This window comes from Nocardioides agariphilus, from assembly GCF_015352445.1.
Lineage (GTDB): Bacteria > Actinomycetota > Actinomycetes > Propionibacteriales > Nocardioidaceae > Nocardioides > Nocardioides agariphilus.
On the sequence record NZ_JADKPO010000003.1, the window covers coordinates 15448 to 36382 of the forward strand.

General features: G+C 70.5%; 22 protein-coding genes. 10 read left to right on the top strand and 12 right to left on the bottom strand.

Annotation, left to right across the window (positions count from 1 at the left end):
- Window positions 1-102 precede the first annotated feature (102 nt).
- Window positions 103-1128 carry a zinc-dependent alcohol dehydrogenase family protein gene (locus ISU10_RS03055; RefSeq protein ID WP_228499382.1) on the top strand — a complete coding sequence of 342 codons (1026 nt, stop codon included), beginning with the start codon at window positions 103-105 and terminating at the stop codon, window positions 1126-1128.
- A gap of 237 nt (window positions 1129-1365) precedes the next feature.
- On the opposite strand, the gene ISU10_RS03060 is transcribed toward ISU10_RS03055, so the two are convergent.
- From ISU10_RS03060 to ISU10_RS03085, 6 genes are all read right to left on the bottom strand, one after another.
- Window positions 1366-1662, bottom strand: coding sequence for a phosphopantetheine-binding protein (locus tag ISU10_RS03060; RefSeq protein WP_194694903.1), 297 nt, complete (start codon window positions 1660-1662; stop codon window positions 1366-1368).
- Window positions 1659-2999: a dihydrolipoamide acetyltransferase family protein gene (locus tag ISU10_RS03065; RefSeq protein ID WP_194694904.1), complete on the bottom strand. Its 1341-nt coding sequence runs from the start codon at window positions 2997-2999 to the stop codon at window positions 1659-1661. The genes ISU10_RS03060 and ISU10_RS03065 overlap by 4 nt, the downstream gene beginning before the upstream one ends.
- Window positions 3000-3002: 3 nt before the next feature.
- Window positions 3003-4001, bottom strand: a complete 999-nt coding sequence (locus ISU10_RS03070; protein ID WP_194694905.1) for an alpha-ketoacid dehydrogenase subunit beta — start codon at window positions 3999-4001, stop codon at window positions 3003-3005.
- Window positions 3998-5017, bottom strand: coding sequence for a pyruvate dehydrogenase (acetyl-transferring) E1 component subunit alpha (pdhA, locus tag ISU10_RS03075; protein WP_370864656.1), 1020 nt, complete (start codon window positions 5015-5017; stop codon window positions 3998-4000). Before pdhA ends, ISU10_RS03070 begins: the two co-directional genes overlap by 4 nt.
- A complete protein-coding gene (acsA, locus tag ISU10_RS03080; RefSeq protein ID WP_194694906.1) occupies window positions 5014-6774 on the bottom strand; it encodes an acetate--CoA ligase in 1761 nt (586 codons plus the stop codon). Before acsA ends, pdhA begins: the two co-directional genes overlap by 4 nt.
- Window positions 6775-7192: 418 nt before the next feature.
- Window positions 7193-7849, bottom strand: coding sequence for a TetR/AcrR family transcriptional regulator (locus tag ISU10_RS03085; protein ID WP_194694907.1), 657 nt, complete (start codon window positions 7847-7849; stop codon window positions 7193-7195).
- 56 nt (window positions 7850-7905) lie between these two features.
- On the opposite strand from ISU10_RS03085, the gene ISU10_RS03090 reads away from it, so the two are divergent.
- From ISU10_RS03090 to ISU10_RS03100, 3 genes are all read left to right on the top strand, one after another.
- Window positions 7906-8157 (top strand): hypothetical protein, encoded by a 252-nt coding sequence (locus ISU10_RS03090; RefSeq protein WP_194694908.1) that lies wholly within the window; start codon window positions 7906-7908, stop codon window positions 8155-8157.
- Window positions 8154-9641 carry a CPBP family intramembrane glutamic endopeptidase gene (locus ISU10_RS03095; protein WP_194694909.1) on the top strand — a complete coding sequence of 496 codons (1488 nt, stop codon included), beginning with the start codon at window positions 8154-8156 and terminating at the stop codon, window positions 9639-9641. The genes ISU10_RS03090 and ISU10_RS03095 overlap by 4 nt, the downstream gene beginning before the upstream one ends.
- 324 nt (window positions 9642-9965) lie before the next feature.
- A complete protein-coding gene (locus ISU10_RS03100) occupies window positions 9966-10730 on the top strand; it encodes a hypothetical protein (protein ID WP_194694910.1) in 765 nt (254 codons plus the stop codon).
- A gap of 45 nt (window positions 10731-10775) precedes the next feature.
- Here the strand turns inward: ISU10_RS03100 and ISU10_RS03105 are convergent, their stop codons facing one another.
- Window positions 10776-11042, bottom strand: coding sequence for a metal-sensitive transcriptional regulator (locus ISU10_RS03105; RefSeq protein WP_194694911.1), 267 nt, complete (start codon window positions 11040-11042; stop codon window positions 10776-10778).
- Window positions 11043-11262: 220 nt separating this feature from the next.
- Between ISU10_RS03105 and ISU10_RS03110 the strand changes: the two genes are divergently transcribed.
- The 6 genes from ISU10_RS03110 (at window position 11263) to ISU10_RS03135 (ending at window position 16912) form a co-directional block, all read left to right on the top strand.
- Entirely contained in the window at window positions 11263-11568 is a 306-nt protein-coding gene (locus tag ISU10_RS03110) for a rhodanese-like domain-containing protein (RefSeq protein WP_194694912.1), read from the top strand.
- Window positions 11569-11573: 5 nt separating this feature from the next.
- Window positions 11574-12980 carry an MBL fold metallo-hydrolase gene (locus ISU10_RS03115; protein WP_370864659.1) on the top strand — a complete coding sequence of 469 codons (1407 nt, stop codon included), beginning with the start codon at window positions 11574-11576 and terminating at the stop codon, window positions 12978-12980.
- 1 nt (window position 12981) lies between these two features.
- Window positions 12982-13803 carry a sulfite exporter TauE/SafE family protein gene (locus ISU10_RS03120; RefSeq protein ID WP_194694913.1) on the top strand — a complete coding sequence of 274 codons (822 nt, stop codon included), beginning with the start codon at window positions 12982-12984 and terminating at the stop codon, window positions 13801-13803.
- Window positions 13804-13840: 37 nt separating this feature from the next.
- Window positions 13841-16006, top strand: coding sequence for an MMPL family transporter (locus ISU10_RS03125; protein ID WP_194694914.1), 2166 nt, complete (start codon window positions 13841-13843; stop codon window positions 16004-16006).
- A 133-nt stretch (window positions 16007-16139) separates the two neighbouring features.
- Window positions 16140-16307, top strand: coding sequence for a DUF8730 family Cys-rich protein (locus ISU10_RS03130; RefSeq protein ID WP_194694915.1), 168 nt, complete (start codon window positions 16140-16142; stop codon window positions 16305-16307).
- Window positions 16304-16912, top strand: a complete 609-nt coding sequence (locus ISU10_RS03135) for a class I SAM-dependent methyltransferase (protein ID WP_194694916.1) — start codon at window positions 16304-16306, stop codon at window positions 16910-16912. The genes ISU10_RS03130 and ISU10_RS03135 overlap by 4 nt, the downstream gene beginning before the upstream one ends.
- Before the next feature lie 18 nt (window positions 16913-16930).
- On the opposite strand, the gene ISU10_RS03140 is transcribed toward ISU10_RS03135, so the two are convergent.
- Genes ISU10_RS03140 through narH form a run of 5 tightly spaced genes read right to left on the bottom strand, consistent with a single transcriptional unit; the run spans window position 16931 to window position 20935 of the window.
- The gene (locus ISU10_RS03140) at window positions 16931-17263 is read right to left on the bottom strand and encodes a cupin domain-containing protein (RefSeq protein ID WP_194694917.1); all 333 of its coding nucleotides are present in this window, start codon (window positions 17261-17263) and stop codon (window positions 16931-16933) included.
- Window positions 17264-17315: 52 nt separating this feature from the next.
- Window positions 17316-17822, bottom strand: a complete 507-nt coding sequence (locus tag ISU10_RS03145) for a hemerythrin domain-containing protein (protein ID WP_194694918.1) — start codon at window positions 17820-17822, stop codon at window positions 17316-17318.
- A 1-nt stretch (window position 17823) separates the two neighbouring features.
- Complete coding sequence (gene narI, locus ISU10_RS03150) at window positions 17824-18552, bottom strand: respiratory nitrate reductase subunit gamma (protein ID WP_194694919.1); 729 nt, start codon at window positions 18550-18552, stop codon at window positions 17824-17826.
- On the bottom strand, window positions 18552-19253 hold the full coding sequence (gene narJ / locus ISU10_RS03155; protein WP_194694920.1) for a nitrate reductase molybdenum cofactor assembly chaperone: 702 nt from the start codon (window positions 19251-19253) through the stop codon (window positions 18552-18554). The genes narI and narJ overlap by 1 nt, the downstream gene beginning before the upstream one ends.
- Entirely contained in the window at window positions 19250-20935 is a 1686-nt protein-coding gene (narH, locus tag ISU10_RS03160) for a nitrate reductase subunit beta (RefSeq protein WP_194694921.1), read from the bottom strand. Before narH ends, narJ begins: the two co-directional genes overlap by 4 nt.

Here is a 20935-nt window from a genome sequence, read left to right on the forward strand (position 1 = left end):
ACGCGGTCCGGCAGGACCCAAAGCAACCACCTAAGTGACCTTGGGCCCTGCCGAGACGGGGGCCGGACGGCGACTGTTGGTGCATCGCCCGAAGGAGCCGAGATGGAGCCCACCACGATCCCGGCCACCATGTCCGCGTGGGCCGTGGACAGGCCAGGCCCGATCAACTCCGGCCCCCTCCTGCCGGTCACCCGGCCGGTCCCTACCCCGGAGCGACATGAGGTGCTCGTACGGGTGACTGCGTGTGGTGTCTGCCGTACCGATCTGCACCTGTGCGAAGGGGACCTCGCCCCTCGCAGCCGGGGTGTCATCCCCGGTCACCAGGTCGTGGGGCGCGTCGCCAGCAAGGGTGAGGACGTCACCGGGCTGGATCTCGAGCAGCGCGTGGGCATCGCCTGGCTGCGACGCACCTGCGGCGAGTGTCGCTGGTGCCGCTCCGGGGCAGAGAACCTCTGCCCCTCCTCGCTCTACACCGGCTGGGACACCGACGGAGGCTTCGCCGAGTACGCCACCGTGCCCGCCGGATTCGCCTACCCCCTACCCGACGACGTCTCGGACCGGCACCTAGCGCCACTGCTGTGTGCGGGAATCATCGGCTACCGATCACTCCGGCGCGCAGAACTCCCCCCGGGTGGACGGCTCGGCATCTACGGCTTCGGCTCCAGCGCCCACGTCACCGCCCAGATCGCTCTCGCCCAAGGAGCGGAGGTGCACGTGATGACCCGTAGCCGAGACGCCCAGGACCTCGCCCTCAGCCTGGGAGCCACCTGGGTGGGAGAAGCCGACGAAACCCCGCCGATCCCGCTCGACTCCGCCATCGTCTTCGCACCCGCCGGCGAGCTCGTACCTGCGGCACTGGCTGCACTGGACCGTGGGGGCACCCTGGCCCTGGCCGGCATCCACATGTCGACCATCCCCGCACTCGACTACGACCGACACCTGTTCCAAGAACGCACGGTGCGCAGCGTCACCGCCAACACCCGAGCCGACGGCGCGGAACTGCTACGCCTGGCCGCTCACATCCCCCTCGACATCCGCGTGACCACCTATGCCTTCGACTCGGTGGGGCGGGCGCTGGCGGACCTGGCCGCCGACCGCGTGACGGGGTCAGCGGTCGTGACGCTGTAGGTCCGCGCATCAGTGTTCACCTCTGGTGGGTGCTCCACTCCGTCCCACCGCCATGCATCCACCGCCATGCACAGTTCATCGCCCGCGCAGGACGCCGACCGTGGTCAGAGGTTGCCTCTCGACTTAGGACGGCAACTCTGGCGAAGCTCCGCGTCGCGTTCGTCGCGGCGGTCCGCGGGCACACCGGTCGCCGTCGGCGCGCCCGGTGTCGGCGCCGGACGGAAGCGCTGGAGAAGGTCACGCGTGCTCGGCATCAGGCCCCTGTCCCCGGCCGCCTCGGTCGCCGCCCGTGAGGAACTCGACGCAGGTCCGCATTGTGACCAGCCGGTCGTAGTCGCCCTCGGTAATGTCGACGCGACTGCGCTGGGCCAGCGTCTCCGCGAAGGACAGGAAGTCCAGGGAGTCCAGCTCGAACTCCGCGCGCAGGGGGGAGTCGTCCCCGACCGTGTCGAGGTCGGCGTCCGGAACGATCCGGCGGATCGCCTCGGCCACCAGGTTGCGGGCCTCCGTCTCGCCCGAGGTGATGTCATTCATAGCTCCTCCGGGTGCTGCAGGTGTCGGTCGATGGCGGCCAGGAGACGTGCCCCCGTCATGGCGTCGCTGGCCCGGTGGTCGGCGGAGAGGGTCACGGTCGTGACCGGGCGCACGCCCAGCAGCCCGTCGATGGCCCACGGTCGGTCGGCGACCCGGCCGAAGCCGACGAGGGCGACCTGCGGCGGGTAGATGACGCCGTACACCGCCTCCACTCCCTGCTCGCCGAGGTTGGTCACCGTGAGGGTTCCCTCGGTCAGCTCCCGCCCGCGCAGACGCCCTCCTCGGGCGCGGGTGACGAGGTCCTTCATCCGCGCCATCACCTCGCCCAGCTCGAGGGAGCCGACATCGAGGAGTGCGGGCGTCACCAGCCCGCCACCGCGCAGGGACACCGCCATCCCCACGTTGACCTCCGACGCGGGCTGGAACGAGTCGTCGACCCAGTAGCCGTTGAGGTCGGGCACCTCGGTCGCCGCGAGCGCGGTCGCCTTGAGCAGCAGTGCGGCTGGCACGAGGCGCTCGGCGATGGAAAGGCTGCGGTTGCGATCGTGCATCCAGCCGACGGCGTGCGACATGTCGACGGTGGTGGACAGGTAGTAGTGCGGGATCTCCCGCTTCGACCTGGCCATCAGCGCCGCGATCGCGGAGCGCATCCGGTCCTCGCGCGGCGGCGCCGTCCGGACCTGGGTCTCGACGAGCTGGGTCTCGACCGGCTCCTTCTCGACCGGCGCAGCCGCGGCCGCGCGCACGTCCTCGGCGGTCACCGGCGTGCCGTCCGGATGACGCAGCCCGGTGAGGTCGACACCGAGCTCGGTGGCCAGTTTCCGCGCGTACGGCGTGGCCCGCACCGCCTGGGTCGGGGGGCGCGTCGCGTCGACCGTCTCCGGCCCAGCGGTCCGGGCCACCGCGGCCATGACGTCGTCGCGGGTGATGGCGCCACCGCGACCGGTGCCCTGGAGCTGCGCCAGGTCGACGTCGTGCTCGCGGGACAGTCGTCGCACGAGGGGCGAGTGGACCTGCGGGAGCGGCGCGGGCGGCGGCACGGCGGCCTCCTGGTGCTTCTCCATCGGCGGCGCGGCTCGGGGCAGCTGCTGCGGTGCCTCGTCCTCGGTCTCGATCGTGGCGAGCGGGGCACCCACCGGCACGACCGTCCCGGGCTCGACCAGGAGCTCGGACACCACCCCTGCGAGGAACGTCTCAACCTCGATCGCGGCCTTGGCCGTGTCGACGACGGCCACGATGTCGCCCTTGTGCACCGTGTCGCCGGGATGGACCAGCCACTCCAGCAGCGTGCCCTCCTCCATGTCGGCGCCCAGCGAGGGCATGGTGAAGGCGGCCATCGGTCAGCCCGCCGCCGGCCGCATCGATCGCCGAGCCGCCTCCGCGATGGTGGCCGCCTGCGGCAGCGCGGCATCCTCCAGGTGCTTCGGGTAGGGCATCGGCACCTCGGCGCTGCAGACCCGCGCCACCGGCGCCTCGAGGTCGTAGAGCGCCTGCTCCATGATCCGGGCGCTGATCTCCGCGGAGAGGCTGCCACTGCGCCAGCCCTCGTCGACGACCACGGCCCGGTGGGTGCGGCGCACCGAACCGATGAACGTCGCGTCGTCCAGCGGCCGCAGGGTGCGCAGGTCGATGACCTCCGCGGAGATGCCGTCGGCGGCGAGCAGTTCGGCGGCCTCCAGCGTCTTCCCCAGGGTGCCGCCGTAGGTGATCAGCGTGACGTCGGCGCCCTCGCGGCGCACGGCGGCCCGGTCGATGTCGACGGCGCCGGCGTCGTCGGGCAGAGAGCCCTTCATGTTGTAGAGCGAGCCGTGCTCGAAGATCAGCACCGGGTCCGGGTCCCGGAGCGCGGTCGGCAGCATGCCGCGGGCGTCCTCCAGGGTGGCCGGCGCCAGGATCCGCAGCCCGGGGATGTGGGCGTACCACCCCTCGAGGCTGTGCGAGTGCTGCGCGGCGAGCTGGCGCCCGGCCCCGGTGGTCATCCTGATCACCAGAGGCACGTTGAACTGCCCACCGGACATGTGCAGCAGCGAGGCTGCGTTGTTCATGATCTGGTCCAGCGCGAGCAGGCTGAAGTTGACGGTCATGATCTCGACGATCGGCCGCATCCCGCCGATGGCGGCCCCGATGCCCGCTCCGACGAACGCCGACTCCGACAGCGGGGTGTCGCGGATCCGCTCGGGCCCGAACTCCTCGAGGAGACCCAGGCTGACCGCGAAGCAGCCGCCGTAGTCGCCGACGTCCTCGCCCATCAAGAAGACGCGTTCGTCCTGAAGCATCGCCTGCCGGATCGCGGCGCGCAGCGCTTCTCGGTAGGTGGTCTCGACGAGGGTGGCGGTCATCGTTGTCCTCCCTCCGGGCCGGCCTCCGAGGTGATGAAGCGGGTCAGGTTCTCGACGGGCTCGAACGGCGCCTGGTCGGCGGCGTCGACCGCGGCCGCGACCAGCCCGGCTACCTCGTCCCGGAGCGCCTCGAGGCCGGCATCGTCGAGCTGCCCGGCGGCACGCATCGACGCGACCAGCGCGTCGATCGGGTCGCGCTCCTTCCAGCGCTCGATCTCGGCCTTCTCGCGGTATCGGTCCGGGTCGTACATCGAGTGCGCCCGGAAGCGGTAGGTGCGCAGCTCCAAGAGGTGGGGACCGGCTCCGCCGCGGATGGCCTCGACGGCCCGCTGGGCGGCCCGCTCGACGGCGAGGACGTCCATGCCGTCGACCGGCCAGGCCGCGAGTCCGTACGACTCCGCCCGCAGCGCTATGTCCGGCTGGGCGTGCTCCTTGGCGATCGCGGTGCCCATCGCGTAGAGGTTGTTCTCGCAGCAGAACAGGACCGGCAGCCGCCACAGCGCCGCCAGGTTGAGGGACTCGTGAAACTCCCCCTCGGCGGCGGCGCCCTCCCCGAAGAAGCACACCGTCGCGCGATCGCGGCCCTGCAGCTTGTCGGCGAGCGCCAGACCGATCGCGAGCGGCAGCCCGGCGGCGACGACGGCGTTGCCGCCCACGAAGCGTCGGGACTTGTCGAAGAGGTGCATGGAGCCCCCGCGGCCGCGGCTGCATCCGGTCTCCTTGCCGAACATCTCGGCCATCAGTGCATCCACCGGCAGTCCGCGGGCCAGCGCGTGTCCGTGCTCGCGGTACGTCGAGAGAACCGCGTCGTCGGGGCCGAGCGCCGACATGACCCCGGTGGCGACGGCCTCCTCGCCGACGTACAGGTGCACGAAGCCACGGATCCGGGCCGCGCTGTAGAGCTCGGCACAGGTCTCCTCGAACCGGCGGATCAGCAGCATGGTGCGCAACAGGTCGAGCCCGTGGGCGGCCTCGGGCATGGGCGGCGCGGTCACGGTAGCGGTGCGTTTGCTCACGATGCCGCCCCCTCCAGGGTCGAGACATCACCTTCGGGCAGCCCGAGCTCGCGGGCCTTGAGCAGGCGGCGCATCACCTTGCCGCTGCTGGTGTGCGGGAGGTGCTGGTCGAACGCGATCTCCTTGGGAGCGAGCCCGCCGAGGCGCTTGCGGCCGAAGGCCACCAGCTCGCGTCGGAGGTCCTCGGTGGGCTCGAAGCCGGTCCGCAGCGTGACGAACGCCTTGACCACCTCGCCGGCCACCGGGTCGGGCTTGCCGATCACCCCGGCCTCGACGACCGCCGGGTGCTCCATGAACGCGGTCTCGACCTCGAACGGCCCGATCAGGTGCCCCGCAGACTTGATGACGTCGTCGGCCCGGCCGACGAACCAGACGTAGCCGTCCCCGTCCACGCGGGCCAGGTCACCGCTGAGGTACCAGCCGGCGCCGAAGCACTTGGCGGTGCGCTCGGGGTCGTCGAGGTAGCCGCGGAACATCGAGGGAAAGCCCGGGCGGAGCGCCAGCTCGCCGGTCTCGCCGACCTCAGCGACCCGGGCCGCCCCACTGGCGACGTCCGCCCGACCGTCGCGACCGCGCACCAGGACGGCGGCGTCGACGCCGGGGACCGGACGGCCCATCGAGCCTGGACGGATTTCCATGCCGCGGTGGTTGCTGATCATGATCGCGCCGGTCTCGGTCTGCCACCAGTTGTCGTGCACCGGCAGGCCGAGCGCCTTCTCTCCCCAGACGACCACCTCGGGGTTCAGCGCCTCGCCGACGCTGGCCACGTGACGCAGCGCGGAGAGGTCGTAGCCCTGCGGGAGCTCCTCTCCGTACCGCATCAGCATCCGCAGCGCGGTGGGCGCGGTGTACCAGACCTGGACGTGCTGCTCGGCGAGCGTGCGGTACCAGGCCTTGGCGTCGAACTCCCCGGCGTAGCTCAGCAGCGTGGCCCCGTGAGTGAGCGGCGCGATGATGCCGTAGGACGTTCCGGTGACCCAGCCCGGGTCGGCGGTGCACCAGAACACGTCACCGCGGTGCAGGTCCAAGGCGTACGTCGAGGTGGCGTGGTGGGCGACCACCGCCTGGTGGACGTGCACCGCGCCCTTCGGCTTGCCGGTGGTGCCGCTGGTGAAATGCAGCAGCGCCGGGTCCTCGGGGTCGGTGTCCGGGATGACGTAGTCGGGGCAGGCAGCCGCCAGCAGCGCGTCGAGGTCCTCGGTGGCCGGGTCCTCGACGCCGCCGGTCACCAGGACGACCTGCAGGTCGGGCAGCTCGTCGCGCAGGTGCGCCAGCCGCCTCCGGTAGAGGTTCGCCGTGGTGACCAGCACCCGGGCGCTGCCCAGCCGCAGCCGATCCCGGACCGGCTCCGGCCCGAAGGAGGAGAACAGCGGGCAGAACACCGCTCCGCGCTTGAGGGTGCCGAGCGCCGCGACGTACTGCTCGGGCTGCCGGCCGAGCAGTGAGGCCACTCGCTCCCCGCGCTGCACACCGAGGTCGGTGAGTACCTGGGCGAAGCGGCCGGTGAGGTCCCGCAGCTGCGCGTAGCTGACGTCGGTGACGGCACCGTCGAGACCGATGCAGCGGAGCGCGACGACCTCCCCGCGTCCCTCGTCGACGTGCCGGTCCACCGCCTCGTGGGCGATGTTGAGGCCCCGACCGCCGGGAAGCCCGGCGAGCTCTGCGCGAGCGCGGTCCCAGGTGAAGGACGCCCGGTCCTCGGCGTACGAAGCGACGTCCGGCACCTCAGCGTGGATGGGCGTCCAGGTCTCGGGCATGGCGACCTCCTTGCGGTCAGTCTCTGCCGAGGGGCCAGGGCGCTGTAGGGCTGAAGGTCCCGGCTTCGAGGAACCCAGTGACCAAAGTCCCTAGCGGCGGCCGTCGGCCGGGGCGTAGAACTGTCCTCACGAACCCCCGCAAGGGGGAACGGGACGACTCGGAAGAGAAGGTCCACACGGAGGGGCAACCCTTCGCGGAGGCAGGGTGACGAGGCCACCGGGACCAGAAGGCAAGAGTCGCCGATCGGGAAACGTCACCGGTACCGATCACAGAAGGGCCCTTGCGACTCATACTCACAAGGGCCCTTCGCCAGTTCTGGACGTGGTGCCTCTGATCGGGGCGAGCGATGTCTGCGCGGTTGCCGGCTGACCGTCGCGACCGCGTGTCCGTGCTCGGCATCTCGATGGCGGGTTGGTCCTATCGCGCATCCGATTGGCGCGCGTGACCTGTCGATGCGGCACGACTGCCGTCCGTGTCAGGTGACGAGCCGGGCACGACCAGGATGTCGACCATCTGCTCGACGTGGGCAGTCAGCGTCCGTCCCCGCGGCAGCAGCTCTGGGGTGGCGTGCGCCAGCTGGGCATGACCGAGGTAGGCGGTGTAGGCCAGCAGTGCACGGTCCCGGGCGCGCGGCGCCGGGAGGCCGAGCTCGACGTACAGCGAGGTGATGGCCTCGAGCCGTCGCTTGGTCACCCGGTTCAGGGTCTCGGCAACCAGCCGTTGCGAGGCGCTTGCCTGCAGCGCCAGCTCAACGGCCCCTGCGCCGGCGGCGGAACCGTCACCGACCGAGGCGAACGCCAGCTTCAGGAGCCCTCGTAGCCTGGCCGGCGCGTCCTGTGTGTCGTCGAGGCCGGCGATGATCCGTTCGGTGTCGCGTCGTTCCCACAGCTCGAGCGTCGCCGCCAACAGAGCGTTCCGGTCCGTGAAGTGCCAGTAGAAGCTGCCCTTCGTCGTTCCCAGGGCCTTGGCGAGCGGTTCGACTGCGACCGCGGCGAGGCCGCCGGAGGCGAGGGCGTCGAGGGCCGCCTCCGCCCAGTCCGACCGGCTCAAGGATTCGCGCTTCCCGTTCGTCATCCCCATACGCTACCGTATGGACAACCTCCATACGGAGGCGTATGGAAAGGAAGCCTATGAGTACAGCAAGAAACACCAGCCACCTGGCCGTCGCGCCGGGGGTGGTGCATCACAGGCCCGTCGACCGAATCCGCCGCCCTGGTGCGGTCTTCGCCGTCACCGTCCCGACGACGCCACTGCTCGCACGAGCGCTGTCGAACGTCACGTGGTCGGATGCCTACGCCGTGGCGCTGCCGACCGCGCACCACCCGTTCGTTGTACGTCGCATGCTTGCGCCGGCGGCCCGCACGATGGGTGCCTCGTCATGACCCGGCACCAGCAGGCCGCGACCTGCTACGCGCTGGCGCTCGGTCTGGCCGTGGGCGTCGCCCTCCTGGCGCCCGCGGGTGGGGACGCGGTGCTGCTGCTCACGATGCTGACCCCGGCAGCAGCGGTGCTGCTCACCATCCGTTTCGCCACCGCCCGCGACTCGCGGGCCGCGAGCCGTCGCGAGCTCGGGCTGGGTCGAATGGGGTTGGCCACCTGGCCGGCCGCCGTGGCCCTGCCGACGATCGTGGTCGCCATGTCCTACGGCGTGACGGCGCTCGTGCACCCCTTCGACTGGGCGCCCGCTCCCCACGTCGTCGTCCACACGCTCCTCGGCGTACCGATCGTCGCCGTCCTGGTGACGCTGGAGGAGGTGTGCTGGCGCGGCTACCTGCTGCCCCGGTTCGACGCGGGACGCTGGTGGGGCTCCGCTGCTGCCGTCGGGGCGCTGCACGGTGTCTGGCACCTCCCCCTGATCCTGCTGACCACCGCGTACGTGCCCGCAGGAAGTCGCTGGGTGGTCGTCCCGGTCTTCATGGCACTCCTCAGCGTCGCCGGCATCGTCTACGGCTGGCTGCGCAACGTCTCGGGAAGCCTCTGGCCCGTCGTGGTCGCCCACACCACCTTCAACCAGCTGCTGGGAGTGGCGGTCGACGCCAGCCCCGCGGGAGACCGCGACCGGGTGTTCGCGTACCTCACCGGGGAGACCGGGATCCTCACCCTGCTGGTGACCGGAGCCGTCGCGGCCGTCCTGGTGCGCGCCGGCTCGTCCCGGACGGGACGACCGCGCTCCCGTGACACAGACGGCACCCGGACCGCCAGCATCACGACCGGCGTCGCCGCCTCCGTCGTGCTGATGACGCTCGGAGCCGGTGGCGGCGCGGTCGCGGCCGGCCTCATCGGCTCCGACCAGATCGCCGACGGGAGCATCCGGTCACGCGACGTGCGCGACCAGACGCTGCGGCTCGCCGACCTCGACCCCACCACCCGCGACGGCCTGCGTGGCGCCATCGGCCCCCAAGGTCCAGCCGGCAGCCCCGGCTCCCCGGGAAGTCCTGGAGCCGCGGGGCCCGCCGGTGCTGACGGCGTCGCCCAGGTCGTGGGGTTCGTCGGTCCCGTTGCCAGCATCGCGGGCAACAGCGGGCTCTACGCCTTCGCGGGGCCGACCGCCCGGGTCACCACGACCGAGGCCCGCCCACGCGTGAGCGGTACCGCGTCAGCCGGCCTCGGCCTCCTCTCCGGCAGCCCGCAGTTCGCCGACACCGGCATGTGCTGGCGCGCCGACGGCGGTGGAACGGTGACCAACTTCGTCGGCAGCGGCTTCACCACCCAGCGGTTCACGGCCGACCGCGCCGCCTACGCCGCTTCGGCGAGTGCCGTCCTCGCAGCCGGCAGCTACGACGTCGGCATGTGCGTACGCAACAACGGACCCAGCACCATCAACAACAACGCCTACGTCAACGGCTGGGTCCAGGTGACGAAGTGACGACCTCGTGGGACGACCCGGCCGCCACGGCCCTCGCGGGTCTCGATCACGACGGCCTCAGCGTGCCGCACGCCATCGGGGACGGCAGGCTCCCGATGCCGCCGGCGATGCGGACCCTGGCGAGTTCCTCCTCAACCTGCGGCGGCAGGCCAGAAACGGGACGTGATGACCTCGCGGCTCGGCGATGCCTGGACGAATGTGAGGGGCTCGTCGGTGGCGATCAGAGGTCGAAGACCCTGTCCTCAGGGTCGTCAGCCCCTTCTCGACGCTCATGGAGCCCGGGAGGCTGGAGGTGTGGGGAGCACCGAGCAGAGGGGGCGCGCGATGAGCCATGTCCGGTTCGTGGTGGCACTGACCGGGGTAGCGGTCCTTCTGCTGGGTGCCTGCGGGGAGGATGGCTCCAACTCGGCGTCGCCCTCGTCCAGTGACACCACCACGTCGTCGCAGGGGGCTGTACCGACAGCGGAGGAACTGGCCGCCGCCTTGGTGACGGAGGACGACTACGACGGTCAGTGGACTGTCAACGTGCCCCCGGACTCCCAGATGGCGACCCCCGGCGTGGTACCCGAGAGCCAGCAGGAGATGCTGCCGAGGATCGAGTTCTGCGCCAAGGCCAGTGACGAGTCCCACTCGGCCGCGGAAGCGCTGCGGTGGCAGGCCTTCCGGCAGCTCGACCAGTCCGAGGAGAACCCCATCGACATGGCCGGGGGCGATCGGGTGGGCCACCTGATCTTCGTCCAGGAGTTCCTCCTGTCCGGTGATCCAGCGGAAATCGAGTCGACCTTCAACGCGCTGCGTGATGGTATGCGGGCCTGCCAGGGGAAGATCCCTGCTGGCGAGGAGGGTCCCGGTAAGTCCGAGCCGGTGGCCATCTCGGATGTGGGCGATGACCGCTACGGCGAGCTGACCACCCTGGAGGAGGCCGACGGAAGGGCCTACTGGCTGCTGTACAACTCCTTGGTGCGCCAGGGGCCGGTCCTGATGGAGCTGCAGGTGGTCGACATCGTGATGGGCGAGGGCGTTCAGCCCGAGTTCACGACCGAGGACGTCGACAGGTTCCTCACCACTGCCGTGGAGCACCTCCCATAGCCTGGCGCTGGATTCACCATGATCGATGATCTGGTGCGTACTCCCTCACGCCAGGGCGAGGAAGAGCTTCTCCATCTTCTTGACATCCACGTCGTCAAGACCCTCGTCGGACGCGCTGAGGCACTGCTGCAGCCCGGTGGCGACGATGGCGTAGCCCGCGCGGGCGAGTGCCTTGTTGACTGCGGCGAGCTGGGTAAGGACGGACTCGCAGTCTGAGCCTTCCTCCATCATGCGGATCACGCTGGCGAGGTGACCGTTGGCGCGCTTCATGCGGGTGATGATCGACTTGATCTCGGTGGGCTCGAGGTCCATCAGACCTGTCCTTCCTGGGCGGTGGTGGCGGCGAGGGCCGACAGCAATCGGGATCGCGTGTCGTCGGCCATGGTCCTGCCTTCCGTCGGCTCGTGATGGTCCCTTGGGGGCTCCTCGTGCCGCCAAATGTACAACCCCCTGGGGGGTTATGCTAACTTGCACCCGCAACCCCCCTGGGGGTTCTCGACAATGAGGCCCTCGGGGCTGGGAAGGCGATCACATGCGTGAGATCGACATCGAGCAACTCGCCACCGCGATCGACGGCGGCGCCGTGGTGGTGGACGTGCGTGAGACCGCGGAGTACGCCGAGGGACACGTGCCCGGCGCGCGCAACATCCCCATGGGTCACCTGACCGGCCGTCTCGGCGAGCTCGACCGCTCGGCGGTCGTGCACCTGATCTGCGCCAGCGGCAACCGCAGCGCCGCGATGGCCGACGTGCTCGGGGCCCACGGCTTCGACGCCGTCAACGTCACCGGCGGCACCGGCGCCTGGATCCGCTCCGGCCGTCGGGTCGACAGGGGCTGAGCGCCGTGACCAAGACGCTCGCCCCCGCGCCCACCCTGGCCGTCGTCTCGATCGACACCCCGACCCTCGGCGACCGCAGCTACCTCGTCCACGACGGCGAGCTCGCCTTCGTCGTCGACCCCCAGCGCGACATCGACCGCGTCCTCGACCTCCTGAGCAAGCACGACCTGCGCCTGACCCACGTCCTCGAGACCCACATCCACAACGACTACGTCACCGGTGGCTTCGCCCTCGCGCAGGCCACCGGCGCGGCCTACCTGGTCAACGGCGCCGACGAGGTCGCCTTCCAGCGGACCCCCATCAGCGACGGCGACGTCATCGAGATCGGCGACCGCATGCGCGTCACGGCACTCGCCACCCCGGGCCACACCTTCACCCACCTCGCCTACGCCCTGCGCGACCTGGGCTCCGCAAGCGGCACCGGTACCGAGGTGGGCGTCTTCTCCGGCGGCTCGCTGCTGTACGGCGCAACCGGCCGCCCCGACCTGCTCGGCCCCGACCACACCCACGACCTGGTCCGCCACCAGCACGCCTCGGCACACCGGCTGGCCGACCTGCTGCCTGACGACGCCGAAGTCTTCCCGACCCACGGTTTCGGCTCCTTCTGCTCCGCCACCCAGTCCGACGCGACCTCGTCGACGATCGGTCGCGAGAAGCGGGCCAACCCGGTCCTGACCCAGGACGAGGAGACCTATGTCCGCGAGCTGCTCGCCGGTCTCGGCGCGTGGCCGGCCTATTACGCCCACATGGCGCCGGCCAACGCGGCCGGCCCGAGCGCGCCCGACCTGAGCCCGCCCGAGCGGGCCGACGCCACCGAGCTACGCCGGCGCATCGAGTCCGGCGAGTGGGTCGTGGACCTGCGCAACCGCACCGCCTTCGCGGCCGGTCACGCCCCGGGCACGCTCAACTTCGGGCTCGATGGTGGCTTCGCGACCTACCTCGGCTGGCTCGTCCCCTGGGGCACCCCGATCACACTGCTCGGAGCGAGCGCCGAGGACGTTGCGGAGGCGCAGCGCGAGCTGGTCCGCATCGGCATCGACCGCCCGGCCGCCCACGCGACCGGCGGGCCCGGGGACTGGAGCACCGAGGCACCGGTCAGCTTCGCGACCGCGACCTTCGCGGACCTGGCCCAGGTCCGCCACCACCGCGACGTGGTCATCCTCGACGTCCGCCGCGCCGACGAGCACGAGGTCGCCGCCATCACCGGCGCCGTCAACGTGCCGCTCCATGAGCTGTGGAGCCGCCTCGACGAGGTCCCGACCGGCGAGGTCTGGGTGCACTGCGCCGGTGGCTACCGCGCCTCGGTCGCCGCCTCGATGCTGCACGCCCACGGTCGCACCCTGGTCGCCATCGACGACAGCTTCGACAACGCCGAGACTGTCGGCCTGCACCTGGTCGGGCCCGGCGCCTGACATGACCCTCGTCCTCGCGGTCGTCGCCGGGGCGCTCATCGGGCTCAGCCTGGGCGCGCTCGGCGGCGGTGGCTCGATCCTGGCGGTGCCGGTCCTGGTCTACCTCCTCGGCCAGAGCCCCGCCCAGGCCACGACCGGCTCGCTGGTCGTCGTGGGGATCACGGCGCTCATCGGCGCCGTGGCCGCGGGCCGCGCGGGCCACGTGATGCTGGATCGCGGGGTCGTCTTCGGCCTCGTGGCCGTGGGCGGTGCCGTCCTCGGCGCCAATGCCTCGGCACGGGTCGACGAGGACGTGCTGCTCGTCGCCTTCGCGGCCCTGATGCTGCTCGTCGGCGCCCTCATGGCCGTCCGGCAGCTGCGCCACGGCCGCCAGGGCCCCCAGCACGCCGCGCGACCGACGCTGGACGACCCGATCATCACCTTCAGCCCCACCTTCGCCTGTGCGTGCCCTCGGGCGCTCAAGGTGCTCGTCACCGCGACGCTCGTCGGCCTGCTGACCGGCTTCCTGGGTGTGGGCGGCGGGTTTCTCGTCGTACCGGCCCTGCTCCTGGGGCTCGCCCTCCCCCTCTCCTACGCCGCCGGCACCTCGCTCGTGGTCATCGCGATCACCAGTGCCACGGCGCTCGCGGTCCGGGCGGGCGTGGGCAGCGCCCCCGACTGGGGCGCCGTCTTGGTCCTCACCCTCGCATCGGCCCTGGCGGCGGTCGCCGGCGCCCGCATCGCACACCGTGCCGACACCCGACACCTCTCCGGCGCCTTCACCGTCCTGGTCCTCGCGGTCGCCGCCTACACGGCCACTCGCGCGGTGCCCGCCCTCGTTTGATCACCATGCATCGCCACCCTCATCGAACGGAACATCCATGAGCACCACCACCGCCCCGTCGAGGAGCGCCTCCCCCGACTTCACCCCCGGCTTCCGCCCCGGACCGCTCGGCCGCCTCGGCCTCTGGGTGACCAACCACGCCAAGCTCGTCACCGGAATCTGGCTGCTGCTCATCGTCGGCCTGGGCGCCTTCGCCCCCCAGGTCGAGCACAACCTGTCCGGCGCCGGCTGGCAGGCCGACAGCTCGGAGTCCGTCGCGGCACGCGAGCTGGCCCAGGAGAGCTTCGGCGGCAACGCCTCCTCCGCGATCCAGGTCGTCGTGCACTCCACCGACGGCCCCGTCACCGAGGGCCCCGGCGCCGAGGTCCTCGCCCAGGTGACCCGGATGCTCCAGGCCGAGCCCCGCATCGCTGAGGTGATCCAGCCGATGCCCGGCGCCACCATCAGTCAGGACGGCAGCACCGCGATCATCCTCGCGGGCGCGGGCGCCGACACCAACGAGATGGTCCGCGTCGCCACCGACCTCAAGGGCGACCTCCAGAACCTCTCGGTCGAGGGCATCCAGGTGAACCCGACCGGCTCCTCGCTGCTCTGGTCGGACTTCAACGAGGCCAACCTCAAGGCGATGTTGAAGTCCGAGATGGTCTCCTGGCCCGTCACCATGGCGATCCTGGTGCTCGCCTTCGGCGCCCTCGTCGCCGCGGGCCTCCCGCTGATCCTGACCCTCGCGGGCCTCGTCGCCTCCGCCGGCTCGCTGGTCCTGATCAACGAGATCGTCCCGGTCTCCATCTGGGCGATGAACTTCGCGATGATGTTCGCCCTCGCGCTCGGCATCGACTACGCGCTGTTCCTCGTCGTGCGCTACCGCGCTTCCCGCATGGGGTCGGGCAACTCCGCACTCCAGGCCATCGCCGAGACCATGGACACCGCCGGCAAGGCCGTGCTGCTCTCCGGTGCGACCGTCTTGGTCTCGCTGTCTGCTGTGATGCTGGTGCCTTCGCCGTCCTTCCGCTCGATGGCCGGCGGGATCATGCTCTCGGTCGTCTTCGTCCTGGCCGCCACGCTCACCCTGCTGCCGCTGGTGCTGTTCAAGCTCGACCACAACATCAACAAGCTGTCGCTGCCCTGGGTCAGGACCGGGGAGCACCGCTCCCCGAAGTTCGCCGCATGGGGCGAGCGACTCTGGAAGCGCCCCGTCGTCTGGGGTCTGGGCGCGCTCATCGTGCTGCTGGCACTCGCCGCACCGATCATCGGCCTCAAGACCGCTATGCCCTCGATCAAGGTCCTGCCCGAGGACGCCAGCGCCCGGATCGGCTACGACCTGGTCCAGCAGTCCTTCGGTGAAGGTGCGCCCGGCACTCTCCAGATCGTGATGAAGGAGTCCGACGCCGACGCCGCGAGAACCCAGCTCGCCTCCGACCCGGGCATCGCCGGGGCGATGCCCCCCACGCCGGCAGCCGACGACAGTGGGCTGGTCCTCATCCAGGCCGTCCCGACCGTCGACCCGTCCGACCCCGCGCTCAGCGAGACCGTCGCCCGGCTGCGCGCCGAGCTGCCGTCGAGCGCGCTCGTCGGAGGCGCGGCGGTGGAGAACCTCGACCTCAAGACACAGCTCGACGACTCCACACCGCTGGTCATCGGGGTCGTGCTCGTGCTCGGCTTCCTGCTGCTGCTGGTCGCGCTCCAGGCGCCGCTGATCTCGTTGCTCGGCACGCTGGCCAGCCTGCTCTCGACCGCCGCCGCCTTCGGCGTGGCTCGTCTTGTCTTCCAAGAGGGCATCGGCGCCGACTTCTTCGGCTTCGAGAGCCAGGGCTTCCTCGACGCGTGGGCGCCGGTGTTCTTCTTCGCGATGATCTTCGCGATCGCGATGGACTACACCGTCTTCCTGCTGGCCTCGGCCAAGGAGCACTACGAGCACTCGGGCGACCCGAAGGACGCGATGGTCGGCTCGCTGGCCCACTCCGGACGAGTCATCTTCGCCGCAGGCGCGGTCATGGTCGCGGTGTTCTTCACCTTCGCGCTCTCCGGCCCGCTTCCCCCCAAGGAGATGGGCATCGTGCTCGGCGTCGCCGTGCTGCTCGACGCCTTCCTCGTTCGGCTCGTGCTGCTGCCGGTCATGCTGCGCCTCACCGGCAAGGCGGCCTGGTGGTCGCCGGCCTGGCTGCGACGCGTGCTGCCGACCATCACGTTCTCGCACGGCTGATCACGCCTCGACCGCCGAGGCGTATCCCGGCGCCGCGGCACGTGGTCCGGACGCCCGCCCCCACGGGCGTCCGGACCACACCTCACACCACCTTCACCTTTCCTGCACCATCTCGAACCCAAGGAGTTCCACCATGTGCCGAGCAGTCAGCTGCAAGCAGTGCGGCAAGACCACCTGGGCCGGCTGCGGCCAGCACGTCGAGCAGGTTCTCGCCCGCGTCCCGCGCGCCGAGCGTTGCGCCGGCCACCCCCGCCAGTCGAGGCCCGGCATCTTCAGCCGCTTCTTCGCAGGCAAGGCATGAGCGACGAGGGCGCTGGTCACTGGAACGCCGTCTTCGCCTCGCGGGACCTCCACACGGTGTCGTGGTTCGAGGAGATGCCCACACACTCGGTTGAGCTGCTGCGCCCACAGCCTGGCTCGGTGATCGACATCGGGGCCGGCGCATCCCGGCTCCCCGACGCGCTCCTCGCCGACGGCCGCGACGACATCACCGTGCTCGACATCTCCCACGAGGCGCTGGCGGTGACGCGCGAGCGACTCGGCTCCGCGGAAGGCCGGGTGGGCTACATCGTCAGCGACGTCCTCAGCTGGGAGCCAGCGCGCACCTACGACGCGTGGCACGACCGGGCCGTGTTCCACTTCCTCACAGCTCCGGCCGACCAGACGGCGTATGTCGGCCTCGCCGCCCGCGCCCTCACCCCCGGCGGACTACTCGTCCTGGCCACGTTCGGGCCAGACGGACCCACCTCCTGCTCAGGCCTGCCGACGGCTCGCCACTCGGCCGACGACCTCGCCGCCCTCTTCGCGCCCACCTTCACCCTCACTCATGCGGAGACGCGGATGCACCGGACTCCGGCCGGCGCCGAGCAGCAGTTCACCTGGGTCACGGCGCTCCGCACCCCTTAGTCCCAAGAGACTCTGTCGTCAGCGCCTCTTGGCAACGGTCAGCAGCACCACGGAGTCCTCGACGGACTCGAGGGAGTGTCGGGAGTCGGGAACGAACATGAGGTCTCCGGGCGACCCGTTCCATCGGTTCTCCCCCGCCAGGAGGGTGACGCGGCCGTGGAGGACCTGGACGGTGGCCTCCCCGGGGTTCTCGTGCTCGTCGAGGCTCGTGCCTGCTCGCAACGCGATCAGGGTCTGGCGCAGCACATGCTCGTGGCCCCCGTAGATGGTGTGGGCGCTGCGGCCGCTCGAGGCCGTGGAGGCTGTCTCCAGGTGGTGCCGGACAAGCGCGGTCAACGACTCTTTCTGCATGGTGTCTTCCTCACATCGGTGGGATCAGTGACGCCGCTGTCGACGATGAGCCTCAGGCGGGAGTGGCAGTCGGCTCCAGCGGCCCTGCCCCGGACCCCTCATCCAACAGGAAGCTGGGCGTCGTGGCGTGGGCGTCGTCGACGAGGTTCCAGCCGGCCGCTCCGAGGGTGACCACCGACGCCGGAAAGATCCCGAGCTCCTCGCGTTGCACATGGACGTCGAGGTCGGCGAGCAGCCGCGTGACCCTGGGCGCGAACTCCGGCGAGGTGACATCGAGACCGGCGATGGCCAGCTCCAGCTCGCGGTGCTCGCCCTCGAGCGCGTCGACCTCCTCGCCGTACTCCCCACTCTCCCGGAGCGCACGGAAGATGCCGTTCTCCTCGCGTCCGACGTGGCTGGTCAGGTGCCCGACGAGCCTGGTGACCAGCCGCATCGCGGTGGCCCGGTCATCCGACGCCAGGGCAGCCCGGACATGGCTCGCCTGATCGACCAAGGACTCGTGCTCCGCCTTCAGCTCGGCGATGGCCGGCACGTCTTCGCATCCGCAGTAGCTGCACATCTCAACCCACCCGGTCCCAGCCGCGACGAGGTCGATGGCTGCCCAGCTGGTCGTCGTCGCGGCTGCGGTAGACGATGTAGGGACGGGTCAGGTACCCGAGTGGGGCGCTGAAGACGTGGACGAGGCGGGTGAACGGCCAGAGAGCGAACAGCCCGAACGCGACCAGCGCGTGGAGCTGGAAGCCCAACGGAGCCTCTGACATCAGCGAGGCGTCGGGTTGGAACGCCAGGAACGAGCGGAACCAGACCGAGACACCCTCGCGGTAGTTGTAGTCCCCGCCGATGGTCAGGATCGACCCCGCGACGGTGTTCCACATACCCAGGACGATCACCGCGGCCAGGAACGCGTACATGACCTTGTCCATGACAGTGGTCGCCGAGAACACCGGACCGACGGTGCGACGGCGGTAGATCAAGATGGCCATGCCCGCGACGGCCATCACGCCGGCCACGAGGCCACCCGTGACGGCGACGACGTGGTAGGTCTCATGACTGACGCCCACGGCGTCGGTCCAAGACTGCGGGACCAGCAGCCCGATCACGTGACCACCGACCACGCCGAGCATCCCGAAGTGGAACAGCGGGCTACCGATCCGCAGCAGCCGGTTCTCGTAGAGCTGGGACGACCTGGTGGTCCAGCCGAACTTGTCGTAGCGGTAGCGCCACAGGTGCCCGACCACGAACGTGGTCAGGCAGACGTACGGGACGACCACGAACAGGAACTCATCCATCAGCGGGCTCCGGGGAACGACGGCATGGGCAACAGGGTCCTCTCGGCGGCGGTGACCGAGCCGGGACTGAACTGCGGGGCGGCGAACGGTGCCAGCCCCACCTCCTCCTCGGGCGGGCCCTCGGCGGCCAGGCGGCGTACGGCGTCTCGTTCATCGCCGCGCAGAGGCGGCAATGTGGCCGTGACCGCGTCGAGCAGGCCCGCCCACGGGGATCCCAGGTCTCGCAACGAGAGGCGGAGCAGCTCGAGCCCGGCCCGGTGGTCGAGCATCAGCCCCCGGCCGAGCTCGTGGTCGACGGTGGCGGCGAACTCGAGGACGACGCAGAGGTGATCGGGCAGCTCGCCGTCGTCGAGCTCGAACCCGGCCCCCAGGTAGGTCTGCTTGAAGCGCAGCAGCGCCATCCCGCGCTTGCGCGTGTCCCCGTGGGCGAAGTACGTCAGGAACAGGTTGCAGCGCCGACGGTTGTCGAACGTCTCCACGTACTCGGCCTGGAGCTCCGGCAACGGCGTCGACACCAGCTGCCCCAGGAAGCCGAGGATCGGCGCCCCGACCGTGGGCGGCAAGCCCTCGGCTGCGGACCTGATCAGCTCCGCGCGGGCCAGCAGCGCCTCGTCGGGGTAGTCGAGGAGCAGCGAGGCCGACTGCCACACGATCGTCAGCTGCGTCGGGGACAGCCCCGAGGCGGCGCGTCGGGCGGTCACGAGTCGGGTCCCCTGTCCGGTGACTTGTCGGGTGACCTGTCGGGTGACTTGTCGGGGAACAGCCCGGGTGGGGAGCCCTTGCCGTCCCAGTTGAGCAGGTTGACGCGACCGGACTTGTTCTCCGGACCGGCCAGCGAGTCGGACGTCTGCCGGGCCTGGAGCATCTGGAAGTTCTCCACCGCGAGAGGCGTCGGGGCTCCGGAACCCTCGCCGAACAGGTCCTGCTGGCCCCCGCCGTATTCGGAGACCGAGCACTCGGTCGCCAGCTCCTCCAACGCGTGCGCCTGCTCCGCGTGGGCGGGCGGGATGACGTAGCGCTCGTCGTACTTGGCGATCGCGAGGAGGCGGTACATGTCGTACATCTCCTCCTCGGTCATCCCGACGGCTGCCGGGATCGAGCCGTCCGGGTCGCGGCCCATGTTGATGTCGCGCATGTAGCTGCGCATGGCGGCGAGCTTCTTCAGCACGGCGTCGACCGGCACGACGTCGCCGGCCGTGAACAGCTCGGCGAGGTACTCGACCGGGATCCGGAGGGCGTCGATCGCGGCGAAGAGGTTGCCCTTGTCCTCGGCGTCCTCGCCCGTCTCGCGCACCACCTCGACGACCGGCGAGAGCGGCGGGATGTACCAGACCATCGGCATCGTCCGGTACTCCGGGTGGAGCGGCAGCGCGACCTTGAAGGTGTTGATCAGGGCGTAGATCGGTGAGCGCTGGGCGGCGTCGACCCAGTCGCGCGCGATGCCGGCCTGCTCGGCGGCGCGGATCACCTCGGGGTCGAACGGGTCGAGGAAGACGTCACGCTGCGCCTCGTAGAGCCCGTGCTCGTCGGTGGTCGACGCTGCCTCCAGCACCTTGTCGGCGTCGTACAGCATCAGCCCGATGTAGCGCAGCCGCCCCACGCACGTCTCGGAGCACACCGTCGGCAGCCCGACCTCGATGCGCGGGAAGCAGAACGTGCACTTCTCTGCCTTGCCGGTGCGGTGGTTGAAGTAGATCTTCTTGTAGGGGCAGCCCGAGACGCACATCCGCCAGCCCCTGCACCTCTCCTGGTCGACCAGGACGATGCCGTCCTCCTCGCGCTTGTAGATCGCGCCGCTCGGGCACGACGCGGCACAGGACGGGTTCAGGCAGTGCTCGCAGATCCGCGGCAGGTAGAACATGAAGGTCTGCTCGAACTCGAACTTCACCTTCTCGGCGATCTTGGCCAGCATCGGGTCGCGGTGGGCGTTCGCCGTCGAGCCGCCGAGGTCGTCGTCCCAGTTGGCCGACCACTCGATCTTCATGTTCTTGCCGGTGATCAGCGACTTGGGCCGGGCGACCGGCGTGTGCTCCTGCGCGGGAGCGTCGGTCAAGGTGGCGTAGTCGTAGGTCCACGGCTCGTAGTACTCGCCGATCGAGGGCAGCTTGGGGTTGGAGAAGATCGTCAGCAGCTTCTTGAACCGCCCGCCGGCCTTGAGGTTGAGCCGACCCCGCTTGCCGAGGGTCCACCCACCCTGCCACTTCTCCTGGTCCTCGTAGGTGCGCGGGTAGCCCAACCCGGGCCGCGTCTCGACGTTGTTGAACCAGATGTACTCGGTGCCGGAGCGGTTGGTCCACGCCTGCTTGCACGTGACCGAGCAGGTGTGGCAGCCGATGCACTTGTCGAGGTTCATCACCATCGCCATCTGGGCCATCACACGCAT